The organism is Dyella sp., assembly GCF_035685885.1.
Classification (GTDB): Bacteria; Pseudomonadota; Gammaproteobacteria; order Xanthomonadales; family Rhodanobacteraceae; genus Dyella.
In genome coordinates this window covers 79,696-95,160 of sequence record NZ_DASRZX010000161.1, presented here as the reverse complement: position 1 = coordinate 95,160, position 15,465 = coordinate 79,696, and the positions used below count along the sequence as shown (strand labels likewise).

Sequence of the window (15,465 nt, the reverse complement as noted above, 5' to 3'; positions counted from 1 at the left end):
TCCCCCTGCATGCAGGGGGAGGTTGGGAGGGGGTAGCCCCACGCCGCCGCATGACACCATTGCAATGCGCCCGTCCATCAGTACGGCATCCACTTGGAATTGAAGAAGCGCGACAGCCAGCCCTGCGTGTTGGCGTCGGCCAGCGAACCCTTGCCCGTGTAGCCGATCTGCGCATCGGCCACGCGCGTGGACGGCACGGTGTTGTCCTGCAGGATGTCCTGCGGACGCACGATGCCGGAGATGCGGATCAGCTCCTGGCCCTGGTTGATGGTCAGCATCTTTTCGCCACGCACCAGCAGGTTGCCGTTGGACAGACGCTGCGCCACCGTGACCGTGATCGACCCAGTGAGCTGGTTGCTCTGGCTGCTGTTGCCGGTGCCATCGAAGCTGCGGTCGCCGGCGGTGGAAATGTCCGCCGAATTGCCGCCCACCTTCAGCGCATGGCCGAGGATGGTGGGCGTGGTGATGTTGGTGTTGTCCTTCTTGCTGGTGCTGGTCGTGGCCTTCTTCGACGCCTGCGTGCTTTCCACCAGCGAGACGGTGAGGATGTCGCCCACGCGGTGCGCGCGCGCATCGTTGAACAGCTCCATGCCCTGCTCGGCGTGATAGATCGCCCCATCGGTGGACGGCGGCGCGCTCTGTTCCACCGGCATGGTGGCGGCCCACTGGTGGTCGTCGCGCGGCGCCTGCACCACGCAGCCCGCCAGCAGCGCAGGAACCAGCGCAACGAAAAGAAGAAACAGGGAACGGAAGGACGACATGGCAGTACTCACATCTTGTCGGTCAGGTCTTGCAGCATCTGGTCGGTGCTGCTGATGGCCTTGGAATTCATTTCGTAGGTGCGCTGCGTTTCGATCATGTTGACCATCTCGGCCACCACGTTGACGTTGGACGATTCCAGCGAACCTTGCAGCAGCGAACCCATGCCATTGAGCGCCGGCTGGCCGGTCTGCGGCGCACCGCTGGCGGCGGTCTCGACGTAAAGGTTCTGTCCGGTCGGCTGCAGGCCGGCGGGATTGATGAAGTCGGCGAGCTGCAGCGTGCCCAGCGTCTGCGGCGTGGCGGAGGCGGTCGTCGTCGCCGACACCGTGCCATCCGTGCCGATGGTGAGCGACTGCACGTTGGAGGGCACGGTGATGGCCGGTTCCAGCGGATAGCCGTCGGCCGTCACCAGCTGGCCATTGGCATCGGTATGCAGCGAGCCGTCACGCGTATAGGCCACGCTGCCGTCGGGCATGCTCACCTGCAGGAATCCGCGGCCCTGGATCGCCACGTCCATCGAGTTGCCGGTCTGCGTCGTGCTGCCTTCGGTGAACAGCTTCTCGTTGCCCACCACGCGCACGCCGGTGCCCAGCATCAGGCCCGACGGCGACAGTGTCTGCTCGGTGGTCTGGCCGCCCGGCTGGCCCTTGTTCTGGTACATCAGATCCTGGAACGCCGCGCGCGAACTCTTGAACGCGGTGGTATTGGCGTTGGCCAGGTTGTTGGAAATGACGTCCATGCGCGTCTGCTGCGCATCCAGGCCCGTCTTGGCAATCCACAAGGAAGAGAACATCGGTTACTCCCGTAAGGCCGCGGCTCAGTTGGCCTGCAGCAGCTTGTTGGCGGAATCGGCGTTGTCCTCGGAGGCCTTGATGGACTTCACCTGCATGTCGTACTGGCGCGAGAGCGCGATCATCTTCACCAGCTCGGCAGACGGATTGACGTTGCTGCCTTCGAGCACGCCCGAGGCCACCGTCACCGTCTCGTCAGCGTCTGCAGTGCCACCGCCTGCCATGTGCATCAGGCCGTCGCCGCCCTGCGCCAGCTGCGCCGCGTCGGGATTGACCAGCTTGATGCGATCGAGCGTGGTGACCGAGTTAGGGCCCTGCCCCAGCGGCACCGACGAAATGGTGCCGTCGCTGCCGATGCTTACTTCCGCGGCGGGCGGAATGGTGATGGGACCGGAACTGCCCATTACCGGATTGCCGCGTGAATCGACCAGCCCGCCATCGGCGGTGAGCTGCAGATCGCCCGCCCGCGTATACGCTTCCGAACCGTCCGGCGCCTGCACCGCGATCCAGCCCGCACCGCGCACGGCGACATCGAGCGAACGCCCGGTGTTGATCTGCGAACCCTGCGCCGTGTTCTGGCCGATGCCCTGGGCCACCGCGTTGATGCGCGACGGCGAGCCATCGCCCAGCACCGGCACGCTGTGGAATGCGGTGAGCTCGCTCTTGAAGCCGACCGTGGAAGCGTTGGCCAGGTTGTGGCTCACCGCTTCCTGCGAACGCATGATCTGCGTGGCGCCGGTCATCGAGACATAGAGGGAACGGTCCATCGTCGGAACCTACTTAGCGCGACACGGCGTTGAACAGCGTGGACGCCAGCGTGTTGTCGGTGGACAGCACCTGTGCGTTGGCCTGGTAGTTGCGCTGCGCCTGGATCATATCCACCAGCTGCGCCGTGGTGTCGGCGGTGTTGGAGCTTTCCAGCGAGCCGGACTTGATGTTGCCGAACTCGCCCGAGCTTGCCGTGCCCATCACTGCCGGACCCGAATCGGTGCTCGCCGCCCAGGTGGTGTTGCCCAGCTGGCGCAGGCCCTGCACGTTGGCGAAGTTGGCAATCGCCACCTGGCCGATCTGCGTGCTTTGGTTGTTGGAGTAATTGGCGGTGATCACGCCCTTGTCGTCGATGTCGATGCCCGACAACGTGCCCGCCTCGAAACCATCCTGCAGCACGCTGCCGGCCGCGTAGTCGGTGCCGTACTGCGTGAGGTTGGCCACGTTGAGCGACAGCGTCAGCGGCGCGGAACCATTGCCCAGCGCCACGGGGTTGAATGCCAACTTGCCGTTGGTGGGCGCGGTGAGCTTGCCGGTGCTGTCGAACGTCATCCCCTGCGTGCCGGCGCTTTGGCCGTCCACATACAGGTTGGCGTCCCAGGTATTGGTGCCGGTCTTGACGTAGTAGACGGTGGCCTGGTGCGAGCCGCCCTGCGAGTCGTACACCGTCACCGGCGCCGCGCTGTTGTACGTCGTGGAATCGGTGGTGCTGAACGCATTGGCCGGCACCGTGGCGCTGGCCGGCAGGTTCGAGGCCAGCGTGATGGTCGAGGTGGCCGTGGCGCTGCTCTGCGCAGTCATCCAGTTGAAGTCGGCCAGCGTGCTCATGTCAAAGCCACCGGCGCCGTTGGGCGGGTAGATCTGCAGGCGTGCGCCATCGGGCGTGGTGACGTAGCCATTGGAATTCTTCTCGAAATCGCCGGCGCGGGTGTACTGCACACCGTTACCGTTGTTGATCGCGAAAAAGCCATTGCCGTTGATGGCCATGTCCAGGCTGTTGCCCGTGGTCTGCAGGTCGCCCTGATTGAACTGCTGGGCTACCTTCTCGAGCATCACGCCACTGCCCACGGCGGTGGAATTGAGGTTGAGCCCCGTCACCGCGAAGATGTCGGCAAACTCCGCGCGCGAACCCTTGAAGCCCGTGGTGTTGGCGTTGGCGATGTTGTTGGCGATGACGTTGAGATCGGACTGGGCCGCGTTGATGCCGCTGAGCGCTGTATTCAGTGCCATGTTCGGTTCCTCGTGATGAAACGCTTGAGAGCGTTTAGAGAATCTGTGCCACCTGGCTGAGCGAAACGCCGCCCACGCCCGATACCTGCAGGTAAGTGCCCAATGAACTGCCGCCGTAGCCCACGCCGGTGACCGTGCCGGCCACATAGGTGTCGAGCGAGCTGGTGCCTGCCGTGGCCTTGAGCGTGTAGCTGCCGTCGGCCACGGTGTTGCCGCTGTCGTCCTTGCCATCCCAGGTGAACTGCGAAAGGCCCGCGTTCTGCGCGCCCAGCGGCAGCGTGCGTACCACGTTGCCGCTGCCGTCCAACACCTGCACGGTGACGTTGCTTGCGGCAGTGACGTTCACCGCGCCCTTCATGCTGTCGGAGCCGTCGAAGGTCATCGTGGTGGAAGGCACCATCACCTGGCGGTTCACCAGGTTCGACGAGCTCAGCACCTGCGAGGTCTGCAGCGCCGAGGTGATGTTGCTGCTCAGCGTCTGCAGGTCGGTATCGAGCTGCTGCGTCGACGACAGCTGGCTGAACTGCGCCATCTGCGAGACAAACTGCGAGTTGTCCACCGGATTGGTGGGATCCTGCGCCTGCAGCTGGGCCGTCATCAGCTTGAGGAAGTCAGCCTGCGTCATGGTGTTGGACAGCGCCGAACTGACGTTCGACGTGCTGCTCGAACTCGTACCGGTCGTGCTGCTGTTGCTGGGAATGGTGGACACGTAGGTTTCCTCCCGGCTTACTTGCCGAGGTCGAGGGTCTTGAGCATCAGTTGCTTGGTGGTGTTCATCGCCTCGACGTTGTTCTGGTACGAGCGCGACGCGGAAATCATGTTGACCAGCTCGTCGATGGGGTTGACGTTGCTGCCGTAGACATAGCCATCGCCATCAGCCATGGGATTGCCCGGCTCGTAGCGCGCCTGCACGTCGGCCTGGCTCTCGGTAACGCCCTTCACCTGCACACCCACGGCGCTGTCGCCATCGGCATTGCCCGTGCCGCCCATCGCGCGCTGCACGGCCGCGAACAGCGGCTCTTTCGCGCGATACGCGCCTTCGGGCGTGCTCGACACGCTGTCGGCATTGGCGAGGTTGCTGGCCACGGTGTTGAGGCGCAGCGACTGCGCCGCCATGCCGGAGCCCGCTACATCGAAAATCTTGAACATCGACATCACTGGCCTCCGGTGATGGCGGTACGCAGCATGTGGATCTGCGCGGTGATGAAGGAGAGGCTGGCCTGGTAGTGCACGCCGTTGGCGGCAAAGCTGGCCTGCTCGGCCTGCGCATCGACAGTGTTGCCGTCCATGCTCGGTTGACTGGGCACGCGATAGGCGAGCTGTTGCGTCCCCTGCGCCTGCGGATTGATCTGGCCGGCCTGGGTGATCGTCAGCGGCAGGCTATCGCTTTGACCGCTGGCGCTGGCCAGGGCTTTCTTGAAATCAACGTCGCGCGCGAGATAACCCGGCGTATCCGCATTCGCCAGATTGCTGGCCAGCACTTCGCTGCGACGCTGCCAGAGGTCGAGCGCCTGCGTGTGCAAACCAAACAGATTGTCGTTGATCGAACTCATCGCTCACTCCCGCGACGGTGGCCGCGGAAGGGTTTGAGCAAGTTGCGTGCCACACGGGAATAAGGCTTGGGAAGCCGCGCCGTTGCTTGGCTTTCGGGGTTTTGACAGGGAGGAGGCAGGGGCACTGACGGAAATCCGACACGGGTGGCAACGGCTTCCCGTCGCGCCGCCCCTCTCTTGTCGACTCCTCATTCTTTCTGCAGGAGCGCACCCTGTGCGCGAACGCCTTTCGCGTCAGTCTTCATGATCGTCATCCCTGCGAACGCAGAGATCCAGTGACTTTGCCCTCGGTCTTTGATTCGGCGCTACCGCCAGCGTGCCGCCTACGCAGCGGGCGTTTCGACGTCCTGCCGGACGCCGAGTCACTTTTCTTTTGCTGCTCCAAAAGAAAAGTAACCCAAAGAAAATGAGCTGAAGAGCTGGCAGCACTGCGATGGATACAAGCCTGTCGACTGAAGCATCGACCTTACGTGGTTTTACTACCTCAAACGGCGCCGCTATCCCGCAACGCGTCGTGGTACTGAGGACTTAAAGCGAAGCGTGGCCTTGCTCCCTCTCCCCTTGGGAGAGGGTCGGGGCATTGCCACCTTTACGGTGGTGAGGGTACGGGGCTTGCGTGGCGTCAAAAGAAAGCTTTTCACCGCGCCACCAACCGCACCGCCGCCCCGCAGGTTTTTCGCGCACAGGGTGCGCTCCTACAGGGTTGCCGCGGCCTCGCCGCAACGCCATCCCCTCAAAACTTCTCAAATTGCTCCGGCATCAGATCGAGCACCGTCTGCGCCAGCAAGTCCGGCTGGAACTTCGCTACAAAACGATCCGCGTTCACCTCGCGCACCATGGCCTCGTTGAAGATGCCGCTGATCGAACTGTGCAGCACCACCTTCAGCTTGCGCAGCTCAGGCGTGTCCCGGATGGCCCGGGTCAAGGCGTAGCCGTCCATGCGCGGCATCTCGATGTCGGACACCACCAGGGTGATGCCCTCGCCTTCCGGCGCTTCGGCGAGTTCTTCCAGGCGCTTGAGGGCCTCGCGGCCGTCTTGCGCCACCACGCATTCCACATCCATCTGGCGGAACAGGTTCACCAGCTGGTTGCGCGCCACCAGCGAGTCGTCCACCACCATCACGCGGCGCGGCTGCAGGTCGTGCACCCGCGCCATGCGCTGCATGGGGGCGGAGAGTTCCGCCTGGGTGGTGTTGAGGCTGGCCAGCACCTGCTCCACGTCGACCACTGCCACCAGCGCGCCATCCACGCGCGTCACCGCATTGACGCGCGTGCCGAAGCCCAGCGCCGGCGCGGGTGTTTCCAGGTTGTCGCCGTCGCACTGCACGAGGCGTTGTGGTTCGGCCACCAGGAAGCCCTGCATGGAGCGGCTGAACTCCGTCACCATCATGTGTGCCGAGGGCTCGTCGCGCAGCGAGGGATAGCCCAGGGCCACTGCCAGGTCGATCACGGGGATGGTCATGCCGCGGTAGTTGCAGCTGCCGGCAATCAGGTGGTGCGCACCGGGCATGCGCTCCAGCGCCGGTCGGCGCATCACCTCGCGCACCTTGAATACGTTGATGCCGAACAACTGCTCGTCGCCCATCCGGAACAACAGCATGGCCACCCGGTTGTGTCCGGCCAGCCGGGTCTGCTGCTCCACCTTGTCCATCCACGCGACGCTCATGCGCTTTCCTCACTACCGGGCGGCACGGGCCGCGGGTTCTGCTCTCCCGCGTATCGGCACCGTGGGCACTTGCTTGAGGGTGGATGCGCTGCATGGCACGTCGCTTGCTTCTCAAGTTCCAACGTCTCCCGCCGATGCCGGAGCGAGACCTTCAGTAAGGAAAGATCCACCCATGAGTCTGATCTGGAGCCAGCACCTTGCCGAGCTTGCGCGCGCTGCCGCGGCAGGTGACCAGGCGCGCGTGCTGCAGCTGTCCGCCCGTTACCCGCGCGCCGCGCAGGCCTTGGCGCCGCTGCTGGCGGCGCTGACCGCCTCGCGCCCGCCGGCAGCCGTGGCGCTGCAGACGCTGGAACAACAAGGCCTGGTGCTGAGCGCCGCGCAGCAGCTGTCGCGCGAACAGGGCGCGATGCACCAGTCCGCGCAGGAAAGCCGTGACGACGTCGGTCGCTTGACGGACGGCAGCGCCGGAATCTCGACATCCCTGCAGCAGGTCGGCACCGGCCTGGCTCGCGCCCGTCAGACCGGCGAGGCCAGCGAGCGCAGCGTGAGCGAGCTGGATGGCCAGCTGCGCTTGTTGCGCACCGCGCTTTCCGCCATGAACCGCAACCAGAGCAAGCTGGCCGAGCAGGTTGCGCAGATCCGCAAGCTCACTGGCGTGGTGCAGGAGATCGCCCACCAGACCAACCTCGTGGCGCTCAACGCCGCCATCGAAGCCGCGCGCGCCGGTGAAGCCGGCCGCGGTTTCGCGGTGGTGGCCGACGAAGTGAAGCAGCTGGCCGAGAAGACCAGCCAGGCCACCGGCGAGATCGAGCAGGTCACCGGCTCCATCGGCGACTTCTCCTTGCAACTCGATGGCGACGTGCAGCAGGGCCTGCAGCGCCTGGAGCGCGCGCAGGCCAACGTGACGCAGACCGAAAGCTCGCTGCAGGACAACGGCGAAGCGCTCCGCCAGGTCGGCGAACGCGTCGCCACCATGCACAAGAACCAGGACGCCCAGCACGCCCGCGCCGTTGCCGCACAGGCCGCGCTCGGCGCCTGGCACCGGCGCGCCGGCGAGGCGAACCGGCAGTCCGAAGCGCTCAGCCGTGCAGCCTTGCTGGCGCACCGCCTCGCGCTGGACTGGCTGGAAACCGAAAGCGGCACCGATCCGGCCAGCCTCAGCCTCACCGTGCGCGAAGCCGCGCAGGGCCTGCGCCAGGCCATGGAATTGGCGCTGCAGGAACCGGCCGCGCTCGATCGTCGCTGGTTCGACACACAATCGCTCAATCGTACCGTTCAGCGTCTCACCGCCGGTCGTGCCGACAACCCGGCCGCGGGCGCGCTGATCGCCGCCGGTGCCCGCCTGCGCGAACACGGCAACACCTTCGCCACATTGCTGTGCGACGGCCACCTGGACCAGGCCAGCCAACTGGTGAGCCAGCTGGAAAGCGAGCGCGAAGCCTTGCTGGCCCAACTCAACGTGCTGCTGGCCGACCTATGACCTGTCGCGTGCTGGCCGTCCTGCTGCTTGGCTCCCTCGCGCTACCCGCCTTCGCCGGCGAACCGGCGCAGGCGGCACGTGCTGCGGCCGAGCAATGGCTGCGTGACCAGTACGCCACGCCGGGCAGCCGGGTGGTGGCCCAGGCCGGTGCGCTCGATTCGCGCCTGCAGCTGGCAGCGTGCCCGGTGCCGCTCAGCGCCGGGCTGCAGGATGGCTCTCGCCTGATGCCCCGCATGAACGTCACCGTGCGCTGCCCCGCCGCCGATGGCTGGACGCTGCGCGTGCCAGTGCAGCTGCAGGTCTATCGCCAGGTGCTGGTGATCGGCCGCCCGCTGCAGCGCGGCGACGGCGTGCGCGCCGACGACGTGCGCAGCGAGGAACGCGACATCACGCGACTGGGCTACGGCTACGTCAGCGACCTGGCGGAGGTGGAAGGGCGCACGCTCTCCCGCGCCATGGTCGCCGGCAGCGTGCTTACCCCCAACGCCCTGGGCGGACGTACGGCCGTGAAGGCTGGCGACCAGGTGCAGCTGGTCTCGCGGCTGGACGGCATCGAGGTGCGCGCCAATGGCGTGGCCCTGGGGAACGGGGACAGCGGTTCGCGCCTGCGGGTACGCAATGGCAGTTCCGGCAAGGTGGTGGACGCCATGGTCACCGCCCCTGGCGAAGTGCTCGCGGTCCCCTAGCCATGCCCTAAAGTTTGGCGCCGCCCGGCCGATCCTGAAGACAACAGGGCCAAAACCAGAGAACGGACCCATGAACACCACCATCTCCAATAAGGGCTTGCCCATGCTTCCCCAGCCGCCCAGCGGCCAGGGCAGCGCGACGCAGAACGCCTCCGGCACGACCGGCAGCGAAGTGGCCAGCACGAGCGGCACGGACGATCGCGTCCAGCTGACCGACTCGGCCCGCGCCCTGCAGGAAGCCGCCCGCACGGACAGCGGCGCCACCGTCGACACCAAGAAAGTCGAACAGGTGCGCCAGGCGCTGGCCAACGGCACCTACAAGATCGACCCGAGCCGCATTGCCGACCGCATGCTGGCCGTGGAAAACAAGCTCAAGCCATGAACCCTGCCCTGCAAGCCGAACTGGACCATGCCCTGACGGCCGCGGTCGAGGAGATGCGGCTGGCAGTGGGGCAGCTGGCGGACTCGCTCCACGAAGAGCGCACCGCCCTCGAATCGGCCGACGTCGATGCGCTCAACCGCGCGGGCGCGGCCAAGCACTCGCTCATGCTCAAGCTGGAGCAGCTCGACGGCGAACGCCTGCAGCTGAGCCAGGGCGCTGCCGAAGCCAGCCGCGAACTGGCGCCCGTGTGGCAACAGATCCTGCAATCGCTGCGTGCCTGCCAGCAGCTCAACCAGCGCAACGGACAGCTTGTTGGCGTCCGGCTGCAGCAGGTGCGCAAGGCACTGGCGGTGCTGACGGGCAATGAAACGGAAGCAAGCGTGTACGGCCGCGCAGGCGAACTGCGCACGAGCCTGCGCTCGCAACCACTGGCCGAGGCCTGAGAACCATGGCGCGCATCATCCCCCTTGTGATGTGCATCCATTCGCCGGCGGTATGCGCCGACCCCAACCACAGCCACTCCGTCGACCCATCATGAGCGAAGCCGCAGCCATCTCCTCCGCCCAAGAAGGGGCCGTCGCCAGCGAACAGCCGCTGCCCGTCATCCGCCTGCCGATGCTGGACACCAAGCGCGAGCTGTTCGCCTACGAAGTGGTGTTCCAGAACGAAGCCGAGGACGAGGCCGCGCTGATGCGCCGAGCGCTCGCCACCATCACGGACGGCGCACTCGCCCGCCTCGTGCGTGGCAATCGCAGCTTCCTGCGGCTCACGCGCGAATTGCTGATGGACGAAACCGACGTGCTGCAACACCAGCCGCGCTTCGGCGTGATGCTGACCTGCGATGCGGCTACCGATGCGGCGCTGCTGGATCGCCTTGCACGCATGGCGCAGCGTGGCTGTCCGCTGATGCTGGACGCGGGCGATGCCCCGCTGGAATACAACGTCTCGGTCGAACCGTTGCTCAAGATCGTGCAGTACGTGCGGCTGGACGCCAGCAAGCTTGATCCGTCCACGTTGCGCACGCGCAGCGAATACCTGCATGCACGCGGCATCCATGTCATCGCCGGCCACGTCGACGACCATGACACCTACCACCGCTGCGAGAAGCTGCCGGTACAGGCCATCCAGGGCCGGTTCCTGCTCAAGCCCGAGCCCGTCGAAGTACCCGTGCTCACCGCCAACCGCCTCAGCCTGCTGCGCCTGATGAAGGCACTGGAAGAAGGCAACCCCGGCCCGGTCGAGATCGGCCAGATCGTGCGAGACGACGCCATCCTCAGCTACAAGCTGCTGGGCTGCGTGAACTCCGCCTACTTCGCCCTGCCGCGCCAGCTCAAGTCCGTGCAGCAGGCGGCGATCTTCTTCGGCGCCACGCGCCTGCGCAACTGGATCTACACCATGGCGCTCAGCGGCGTCGGCGATCGCCCGCCGGAACTGCTGCGCGCCGCGCTGATCCGCGCCCACATGTGCGAAAAGCTCGCCCAGCACATGGCGCCCGAACAGCGCGAAATGGCCTTCACCGCCGGCCTGTTCTCGCTGCTGGACACGCTGATGGAAGCCCCCATGGACTTCGTGCTGTGGCACCTGCCCCTGGCCCGCGAAATCAGCAGCGCATTGCTGGAAAACAAAGGCCCCTTCGCGCCGCTGCTCGAACAGATCCGCGCCTGGGAAGCCGGTGATCTGCGCGGCGGCGAGACGCAACCGCAGGTCATCCGCCGCATGGCCGCCATCTACCTCGAAGCCACGCAGTGGGCGGATCACGTCTACGCATTTGCGGACCAGCGGCCGAATTGATGGGGCGTGTCCTGCGAAAAGCGGGGCGCGCAAGAGGTAATCGCGAAATTGGCGCTATCCACCGTGAAGGCATTGCCTCAGCCCTCTCCCGCTGGCGTAGAGGAAGTTATGCGCATTGCGGTGTCACGCAAGCCCCGCACCTCTCCACCATTGCCGGCAGGACGTCGAAACGCCCGCTGCGTCCCACAGGGACTTCCTTCGGTCGTAAGCGGCACGCTGGCGATAGCGCCACACCAAGAAGCGAAAGGCAAAGTCGCCGGATGACTCGCAAAGCACCCCGCAGGAATGACGATCAGAGGGACCGAGGCGAAAGGCGATCGCGCACTGGGTGCGCTCCTACATAAAAACGCACGTTGGGGACAGAGGCGAAAAGCTGTCGCGCACAGGGTGCGCTCCCACAGAAAGACGACGAGTGGTGATCACACGCCACCAAAATCCCCCTTACTCCGCCGTCGCCCTAATCCTCCAAACGGCCAGCCCCAACCCCACCAACGCCACCCCAAACCACTCGGCGCCCGCCGTCATATCGGTGCCCAGCCACATCACGCACGCGAGTGCGCCCACCAGCAGCGTACTCGCACCCACCGCCAGCAATACGTCGTGATGCGTACGCGGTCGCTCCGGCAACAACAGCAACGCACCGAGCACGCCCAATAACAGGGCGGCGATGCGCCGTGGCCACACGAACGACGGCGACTCCGGCACGTCAGGCACCACGTCCACCAGCGCGCGGTCGCCCACTTGCACGTCGTAACCCTTGCCATCCGCCGCGCTCGCAGCCGGCACGAGCTGATCGCCATCCACCTGGGCGAATACGGTGACCTGCTGCGGCGGCACGGTTTCCCAGCTCACGCGCAGATCGCCCAGGCGGGGCTGCTCGGGCTTTGCGCTGGTCGTCAGGTAGCGGTCGTACAGCGAAAAACTGGCGGCAAGGTTGCTCGGCAGCGATTTCATGTCAGGCGTCAGCGCATCGCTGCCTGGCAGCGCGTGCAGCAGCACCGGCGAAAGCGAATAGCCGCCCAGCCTTACCTGCCCCGCATCGAACTGCTTGCCCTGCACCAGGAACCGTTCCGGATTGGCATGGCCTGCCGGATGCGCGAATCGGCTGGAATCGACCGGGCGATCTACCCAGTCAAGCTCATAGTGGATGTCACCGGCGACGCGCACTTCGCGCCATTGGAACATCTCCACGTGGCGGATCAGCACCGGCACCTGCGCGCGCTGGCCGAATTCAGGATCGTAGGGCGCTTCCACCACCTTGACGGGACCGGCCACGCGCACGAGATAACCGTGCCCGACCTGCGTGTCGCCGGTAGCCCCTACGTCGATGATCTGGCCACCGTGTCGGTCCGAAGCATGGCGATGGTCAAGCAGCCCCTGCTCGGTCATCGCCGCCAGCCCGGCACCGCCCAGCAGCAACAGCGCGCCCAGCACGCGTCGCGTCCATTGCCGCATATCGGCTTCTCTCCCTTGTCCCCTGGCCATCGCTATGCGCCCCGCAGTTCGCGAACCTCGTCAGCCGTGCCGTAACGCCCCTTGTCGTCCCGCACCACGCGTGCCGCTGCGCAATCGTGGTCATGCGTGAAGAACAATCGCACGCCACGGGCCAGCTTGTCCTCCAGGAACGCGCGCTTCTCCTCGATCAGCTTTTCCGGATAGCGGTCATAGCCCATGGTAATGGGCAGGTGCACCCAGAAACGCCCCGGAATGAGGTCGGCGCAGAACACCACGCCTCCCACCTCGGCCAGCATCAGTCCGGGCGTATGGCCGTCCGAAAAGCTGAAGCGCACCGACGTACCCAGCGTCTTCGAAAATTCACCCTCGACCAGCTCCAGCCGCCTGCTTTCTTCCAGCAGCGGCTGCAGTTCCGGCACGAACGAGGCGCGGTCGCGCGGATGCGGATTCAGTGCGCGGCGCCAGTGCTCGGCGCCGACGAGATAAGTGGCGCGCGGAAACAGCAGTCGCGGCGGCTGCCCTTCCTGCCACTGCGCCAGCAAGCCGCCTGCATGATCGAAGTGCAGGTGCGAAAGCACCACGACATCGATGTCCTCATGCGTGAGGCCCAACTGCTCCAGCGAATCGAGCAGCACATGTCGATCTTCCACCACACCGTAGCGCTCGCGCAGCGCGGGCTCGAAAAACGCGCCGATGCCCGTCTCGAACAGCACGTTGCGGCCGTCCAGATCCTTCACCAGCAGGCACCGGCACGACAGCGGAATGCGATTTTCTGCATCCGGCGCGATCCAGCGCGACCACAGCGCCCTGGGCGCATTGCCAAACATCGCGCCGCCATCGAGCTGCTGCGAGTTGCCGGTAAGCGACCACAGTTCCATGGTTACTGCACCTTGCCCAAGCCCGATTCGCGACGCGGATCGCTTGCGGCATCAAGCTTGTTGTTCTTGAGATCCCAGGTCACCACGTTCATGAAGCCCCACGAGCTGCGCTCTTTCAGCGTGTGGCCCATGCGGGTGAGTCCTTCGGACGTGGCCGCGTCGAACGCGCCTGACTCCACGTCGACGCGATCGGGCATGTACTGATGGTGGAAACGCTTTTGCCCGGCGACGCCCAACGCATCCTTGCCATCGATGAAGGCGAGGATGCCTTCCAGCACCTGCGTGATGATGGTGGAACCGCCCGGTGAACCGATCACGCCGACGCGATCGGCACCGAACACGATACTCGGCGTCATCGACGACAGCATGCGCTTGCCGGGCGCCGGCGCATTCGCCGCGCTGCCAAGCAAGCCGTAGACGTTGGGCTTGTTCGGCACCAGCGCGAAGTCGTCCATCTCGTCGTTGAGCAGCACGCCGGTGCCGGCCGCCACGAAGGTCGAGCCCATCGTGTAATTCACCGTCTGGGTGATGGAGGCGATGTTGCCGTCCTTGTCGATGATCGAGAAATGCGTGGTGTGCATGCCCGGATCGGTGCCGGCACTCGCGGGCAGCATCGAGGAGGGCGTGGCCTTGTCCATCAGGATGGTCTGGCGCAGGCCCGCGGCGTAGTACGGCGACAGCAGCATGTCCATCGGTACCTTCACGAAATCCGGATCGCCGAGGTAGTCGTTGTGATCGCGGAACGCGCGACGCATCGCCTCGATGACAAGATGCGTGCGATGCACTTCATCGAGCCTGGTGAGGTCATAGCCGGAGAGGATGTTGAGGATTTCCGCCACCGCCACGCCGCCGGACGACACGGGCGGCGCCGTCACCACGCGATAGCCGCGGTAGTTCACGGTGATCGGCTCGCGCTCCTTCACTCGGTAGCTTTCCAGGTCCTTCGCGGTCCAGTTGCCGCCCGCGGCGTGCACCGCGTCGACCAGCTTCTTGCCGACTTCGCCACGATAGAAACCATCGAAGCCATGCTCGCCCAGCAGCTCCAGCGTGCGTGCCTGGTCCGGATCGCGCCACACCTCGCCCGCCACCGGCGGCTTGCCGTTCGGCAGGTACTTGGCTGCAGAGGCTGGCCAGCGGCGGATGTCCTCGGCGCGCTCGCCAATGGCGTTGACCAGGCGGCCGTCCGGCTTGAAGCCGTCACGCGCGATGCGCACGGCCGGCGCCAGCGATTCCTTCAACGGCAACTTGCCGTAGTGCGCGGCCAGCCACGCCAGACCCGCGGCCTCACCAGGAATGCCCGCGGAAAGCGGTCCGTTTAACGCGGTATCGCGGTTGGGCGAACCGTCCTTGTTGAGATAATCCTTCGGATTCACTGCCGCCGGCGCGGTTTCGCGCGCGTCGATGAACACCTCGCGGCCATCGGAAGCGCGATGCAGCACCGCCAGGAAACCGCCGCCAATACCCGAGCTTTCCGGCTCGACCACGGAAAGCGTCGCGGCCACGGCGATAGCCGCGTCAAACGCATTGCCGCCCTTGGCGAGCACTTCGTGTCCCGCTTCGGTGGCGTGGAAATTGGCGCTGGCGATACCGGCACGGCCGGGGCGCTGCGTGATGACCTGCGCAGTGGGCGTAGCAGGAGAGGAGCTCGGGCGGCTATCGGCGGCGTATGCAGCACTGGTGGTAAGCAGCGCGCCCAGCAGCGCTACGCGCCAGTTCAAGGGAAACGTCATGCGTTGTCCTTTGCCATGAGATGGTGATATTTCAGCTCAAGCTGATCGTGCGTCTCGGTATGCCCGGGGTCGATGATGATGCACTCGACCGGACACACTTCCACGCACTGAGGCTGGTCGTAGTGTCCGATGCACTCGGTGCACAACGACGGATCGATCACGTAGTACTCCTCGCCCAGCGAGATAGCCTTATTGGGGCAGACCGGTTCGCAGACGTCGCAATTGACGCAGGTATCGAGGATTTTCAGGGACATTTGTCGAGTTTACATGCTGGGGATGGCCCGTGTGCCGCA

17 protein-coding genes are annotated in these 15,465 nt (G+C 65.5%); 5 read left to right on the top strand and 12 right to left on the bottom strand.

Annotation, left to right across the window (positions count from 1 at the left end; translation table 11 throughout):
* Nucleotides 1-77: 77 nt before the first annotated feature.
* From flgH to VFG49_RS18535, 8 genes are all read right to left on the bottom strand, one after another.
* Nucleotides 78-761, bottom strand: coding sequence for a flagellar basal body L-ring protein FlgH (gene flgH, locus VFG49_RS18570; RefSeq protein ID WP_324863355.1), 684 nt, complete (start codon nt 759-761; stop codon nt 78-80).
* A gap of 8 nt (nt 762-769) precedes the next feature.
* A complete protein-coding gene (gene flgG / locus VFG49_RS18565) occupies nt 770-1,555 on the bottom strand; it encodes a flagellar basal-body rod protein FlgG (protein ID WP_324863353.1) in 786 nt (261 codons plus the stop codon).
* Between the two features lie 24 nt (nt 1,556-1,579).
* A complete protein-coding gene (gene flgF / locus VFG49_RS18560) occupies nt 1,580-2,320 on the bottom strand; it encodes a flagellar basal-body rod protein FlgF (protein WP_324863351.1) in 741 nt (246 codons plus the stop codon).
* 13 nt (nt 2,321-2,333) lie between these two features.
* On the bottom strand, nt 2,334-3,551 hold the full coding sequence (gene flgE, locus VFG49_RS18555; protein WP_324863349.1) for a flagellar hook protein FlgE: 1,218 nt from the start codon (nt 3,549-3,551) through the stop codon (nt 2,334-2,336).
* Between the two features lie 34 nt (nt 3,552-3,585).
* Nucleotides 3,586-4,260: a flagellar hook assembly protein FlgD gene (locus tag VFG49_RS18550; protein ID WP_324863347.1), complete on the bottom strand. Its 675-nt coding sequence runs from the start codon at nt 4,258-4,260 to the stop codon at nt 3,586-3,588.
* A 17-nt stretch (nt 4,261-4,277) separates the two neighbouring features.
* Complete coding sequence (flgC, locus tag VFG49_RS18545; protein ID WP_324863345.1) at nt 4,278-4,706, bottom strand: flagellar basal body rod protein FlgC; 429 nt, start codon at nt 4,704-4,706, stop codon at nt 4,278-4,280.
* Nucleotides 4,706-5,104 carry a flagellar basal body rod protein FlgB gene (gene flgB, locus VFG49_RS18540; protein WP_324863343.1) on the bottom strand — a complete coding sequence of 133 codons (399 nt, stop codon included), beginning with the start codon at nt 5,102-5,104 and terminating at the stop codon, nt 4,706-4,708. Before flgB ends, flgC begins: the two co-directional genes overlap by 1 nt.
* 733 nt (nt 5,105-5,837) lie before the next feature.
* A complete protein-coding gene (locus tag VFG49_RS18535; protein ID WP_324863341.1) occupies nt 5,838-6,770 on the bottom strand; it encodes a chemotaxis protein in 933 nt (310 codons plus the stop codon).
* 172 nt (nt 6,771-6,942) lie between these two features.
* On the opposite strand from VFG49_RS18535, the gene VFG49_RS18530 reads away from it, so the two are divergent.
* The 5 genes from VFG49_RS18530 to VFG49_RS18510 all read left to right on the top strand — a co-directional run bounded on the left by VFG49_RS18530 (nt 6,943) and on the right by VFG49_RS18510 (nt 11,109).
* Nucleotides 6,943-8,250: a methyl-accepting chemotaxis protein gene (locus VFG49_RS18530; protein WP_324863339.1), complete on the top strand. Its 1,308-nt coding sequence runs from the start codon at nt 6,943-6,945 to the stop codon at nt 8,248-8,250.
* An 8-nt stretch (nt 8,251-8,258) separates the two neighbouring features.
* Nucleotides 8,259-8,936: a flagellar basal body P-ring formation chaperone FlgA gene (gene flgA, locus VFG49_RS18525; protein ID WP_324863337.1), complete on the top strand. Its 678-nt coding sequence runs from the start codon at nt 8,259-8,261 to the stop codon at nt 8,934-8,936.
* A gap of 70 nt (nt 8,937-9,006) precedes the next feature.
* Nucleotides 9,007-9,318 carry a flagellar biosynthesis anti-sigma factor FlgM gene (gene flgM, locus VFG49_RS18520; protein ID WP_324863335.1) on the top strand — a complete coding sequence of 104 codons (312 nt, stop codon included), beginning with the start codon at nt 9,007-9,009 and terminating at the stop codon, nt 9,316-9,318.
* Complete coding sequence (locus tag VFG49_RS18515; protein WP_324863333.1) at nt 9,315-9,761, top strand: flagellar protein FlgN; 447 nt, start codon at nt 9,315-9,317, stop codon at nt 9,759-9,761. Before flgM ends, VFG49_RS18515 begins: the two co-directional genes overlap by 4 nt.
* Nucleotides 9,762-9,852: 91 nt before the next feature.
* Entirely contained in the window at nt 9,853-11,109 is a 1,257-nt protein-coding gene (locus tag VFG49_RS18510; protein ID WP_324863332.1) for an EAL and HDOD domain-containing protein, read from the top strand.
* Between the two features lie 441 nt (nt 11,110-11,550).
* Here VFG49_RS18510 and VFG49_RS18505 read toward each other — a convergent pair whose 3' ends face one another.
* The 4 genes from VFG49_RS18505 to VFG49_RS18490 are packed head-to-tail and all read right to left on the bottom strand — an operon-like array spanning nt 11,551 to nt 15,426.
* Nucleotides 11,551-12,564 carry a TMEM43 family protein gene (locus VFG49_RS18505; protein ID WP_324863330.1) on the bottom strand — a complete coding sequence of 338 codons (1,014 nt, stop codon included), beginning with the start codon at nt 12,562-12,564 and terminating at the stop codon, nt 11,551-11,553.
* A gap of 32 nt (nt 12,565-12,596) precedes the next feature.
* A complete protein-coding gene (locus VFG49_RS18500) occupies nt 12,597-13,442 on the bottom strand; it encodes an MBL fold metallo-hydrolase (protein WP_324863327.1) in 846 nt (281 codons plus the stop codon).
* A 2-nt stretch (nt 13,443-13,444) separates the two neighbouring features.
* Entirely contained in the window at nt 13,445-15,172 is a 1,728-nt protein-coding gene (ggt, locus tag VFG49_RS18495) for a gamma-glutamyltransferase (RefSeq protein WP_324863325.1), read from the bottom strand.
* Nucleotides 15,169-15,426: a YfhL family 4Fe-4S dicluster ferredoxin gene (locus VFG49_RS18490; protein WP_324863323.1), complete on the bottom strand. Its 258-nt coding sequence runs from the start codon at nt 15,424-15,426 to the stop codon at nt 15,169-15,171. The genes ggt and VFG49_RS18490 overlap by 4 nt, the downstream gene beginning before the upstream one ends.
* Between the last annotated feature and the right edge of the window lie 39 nt (nt 15,427-15,465).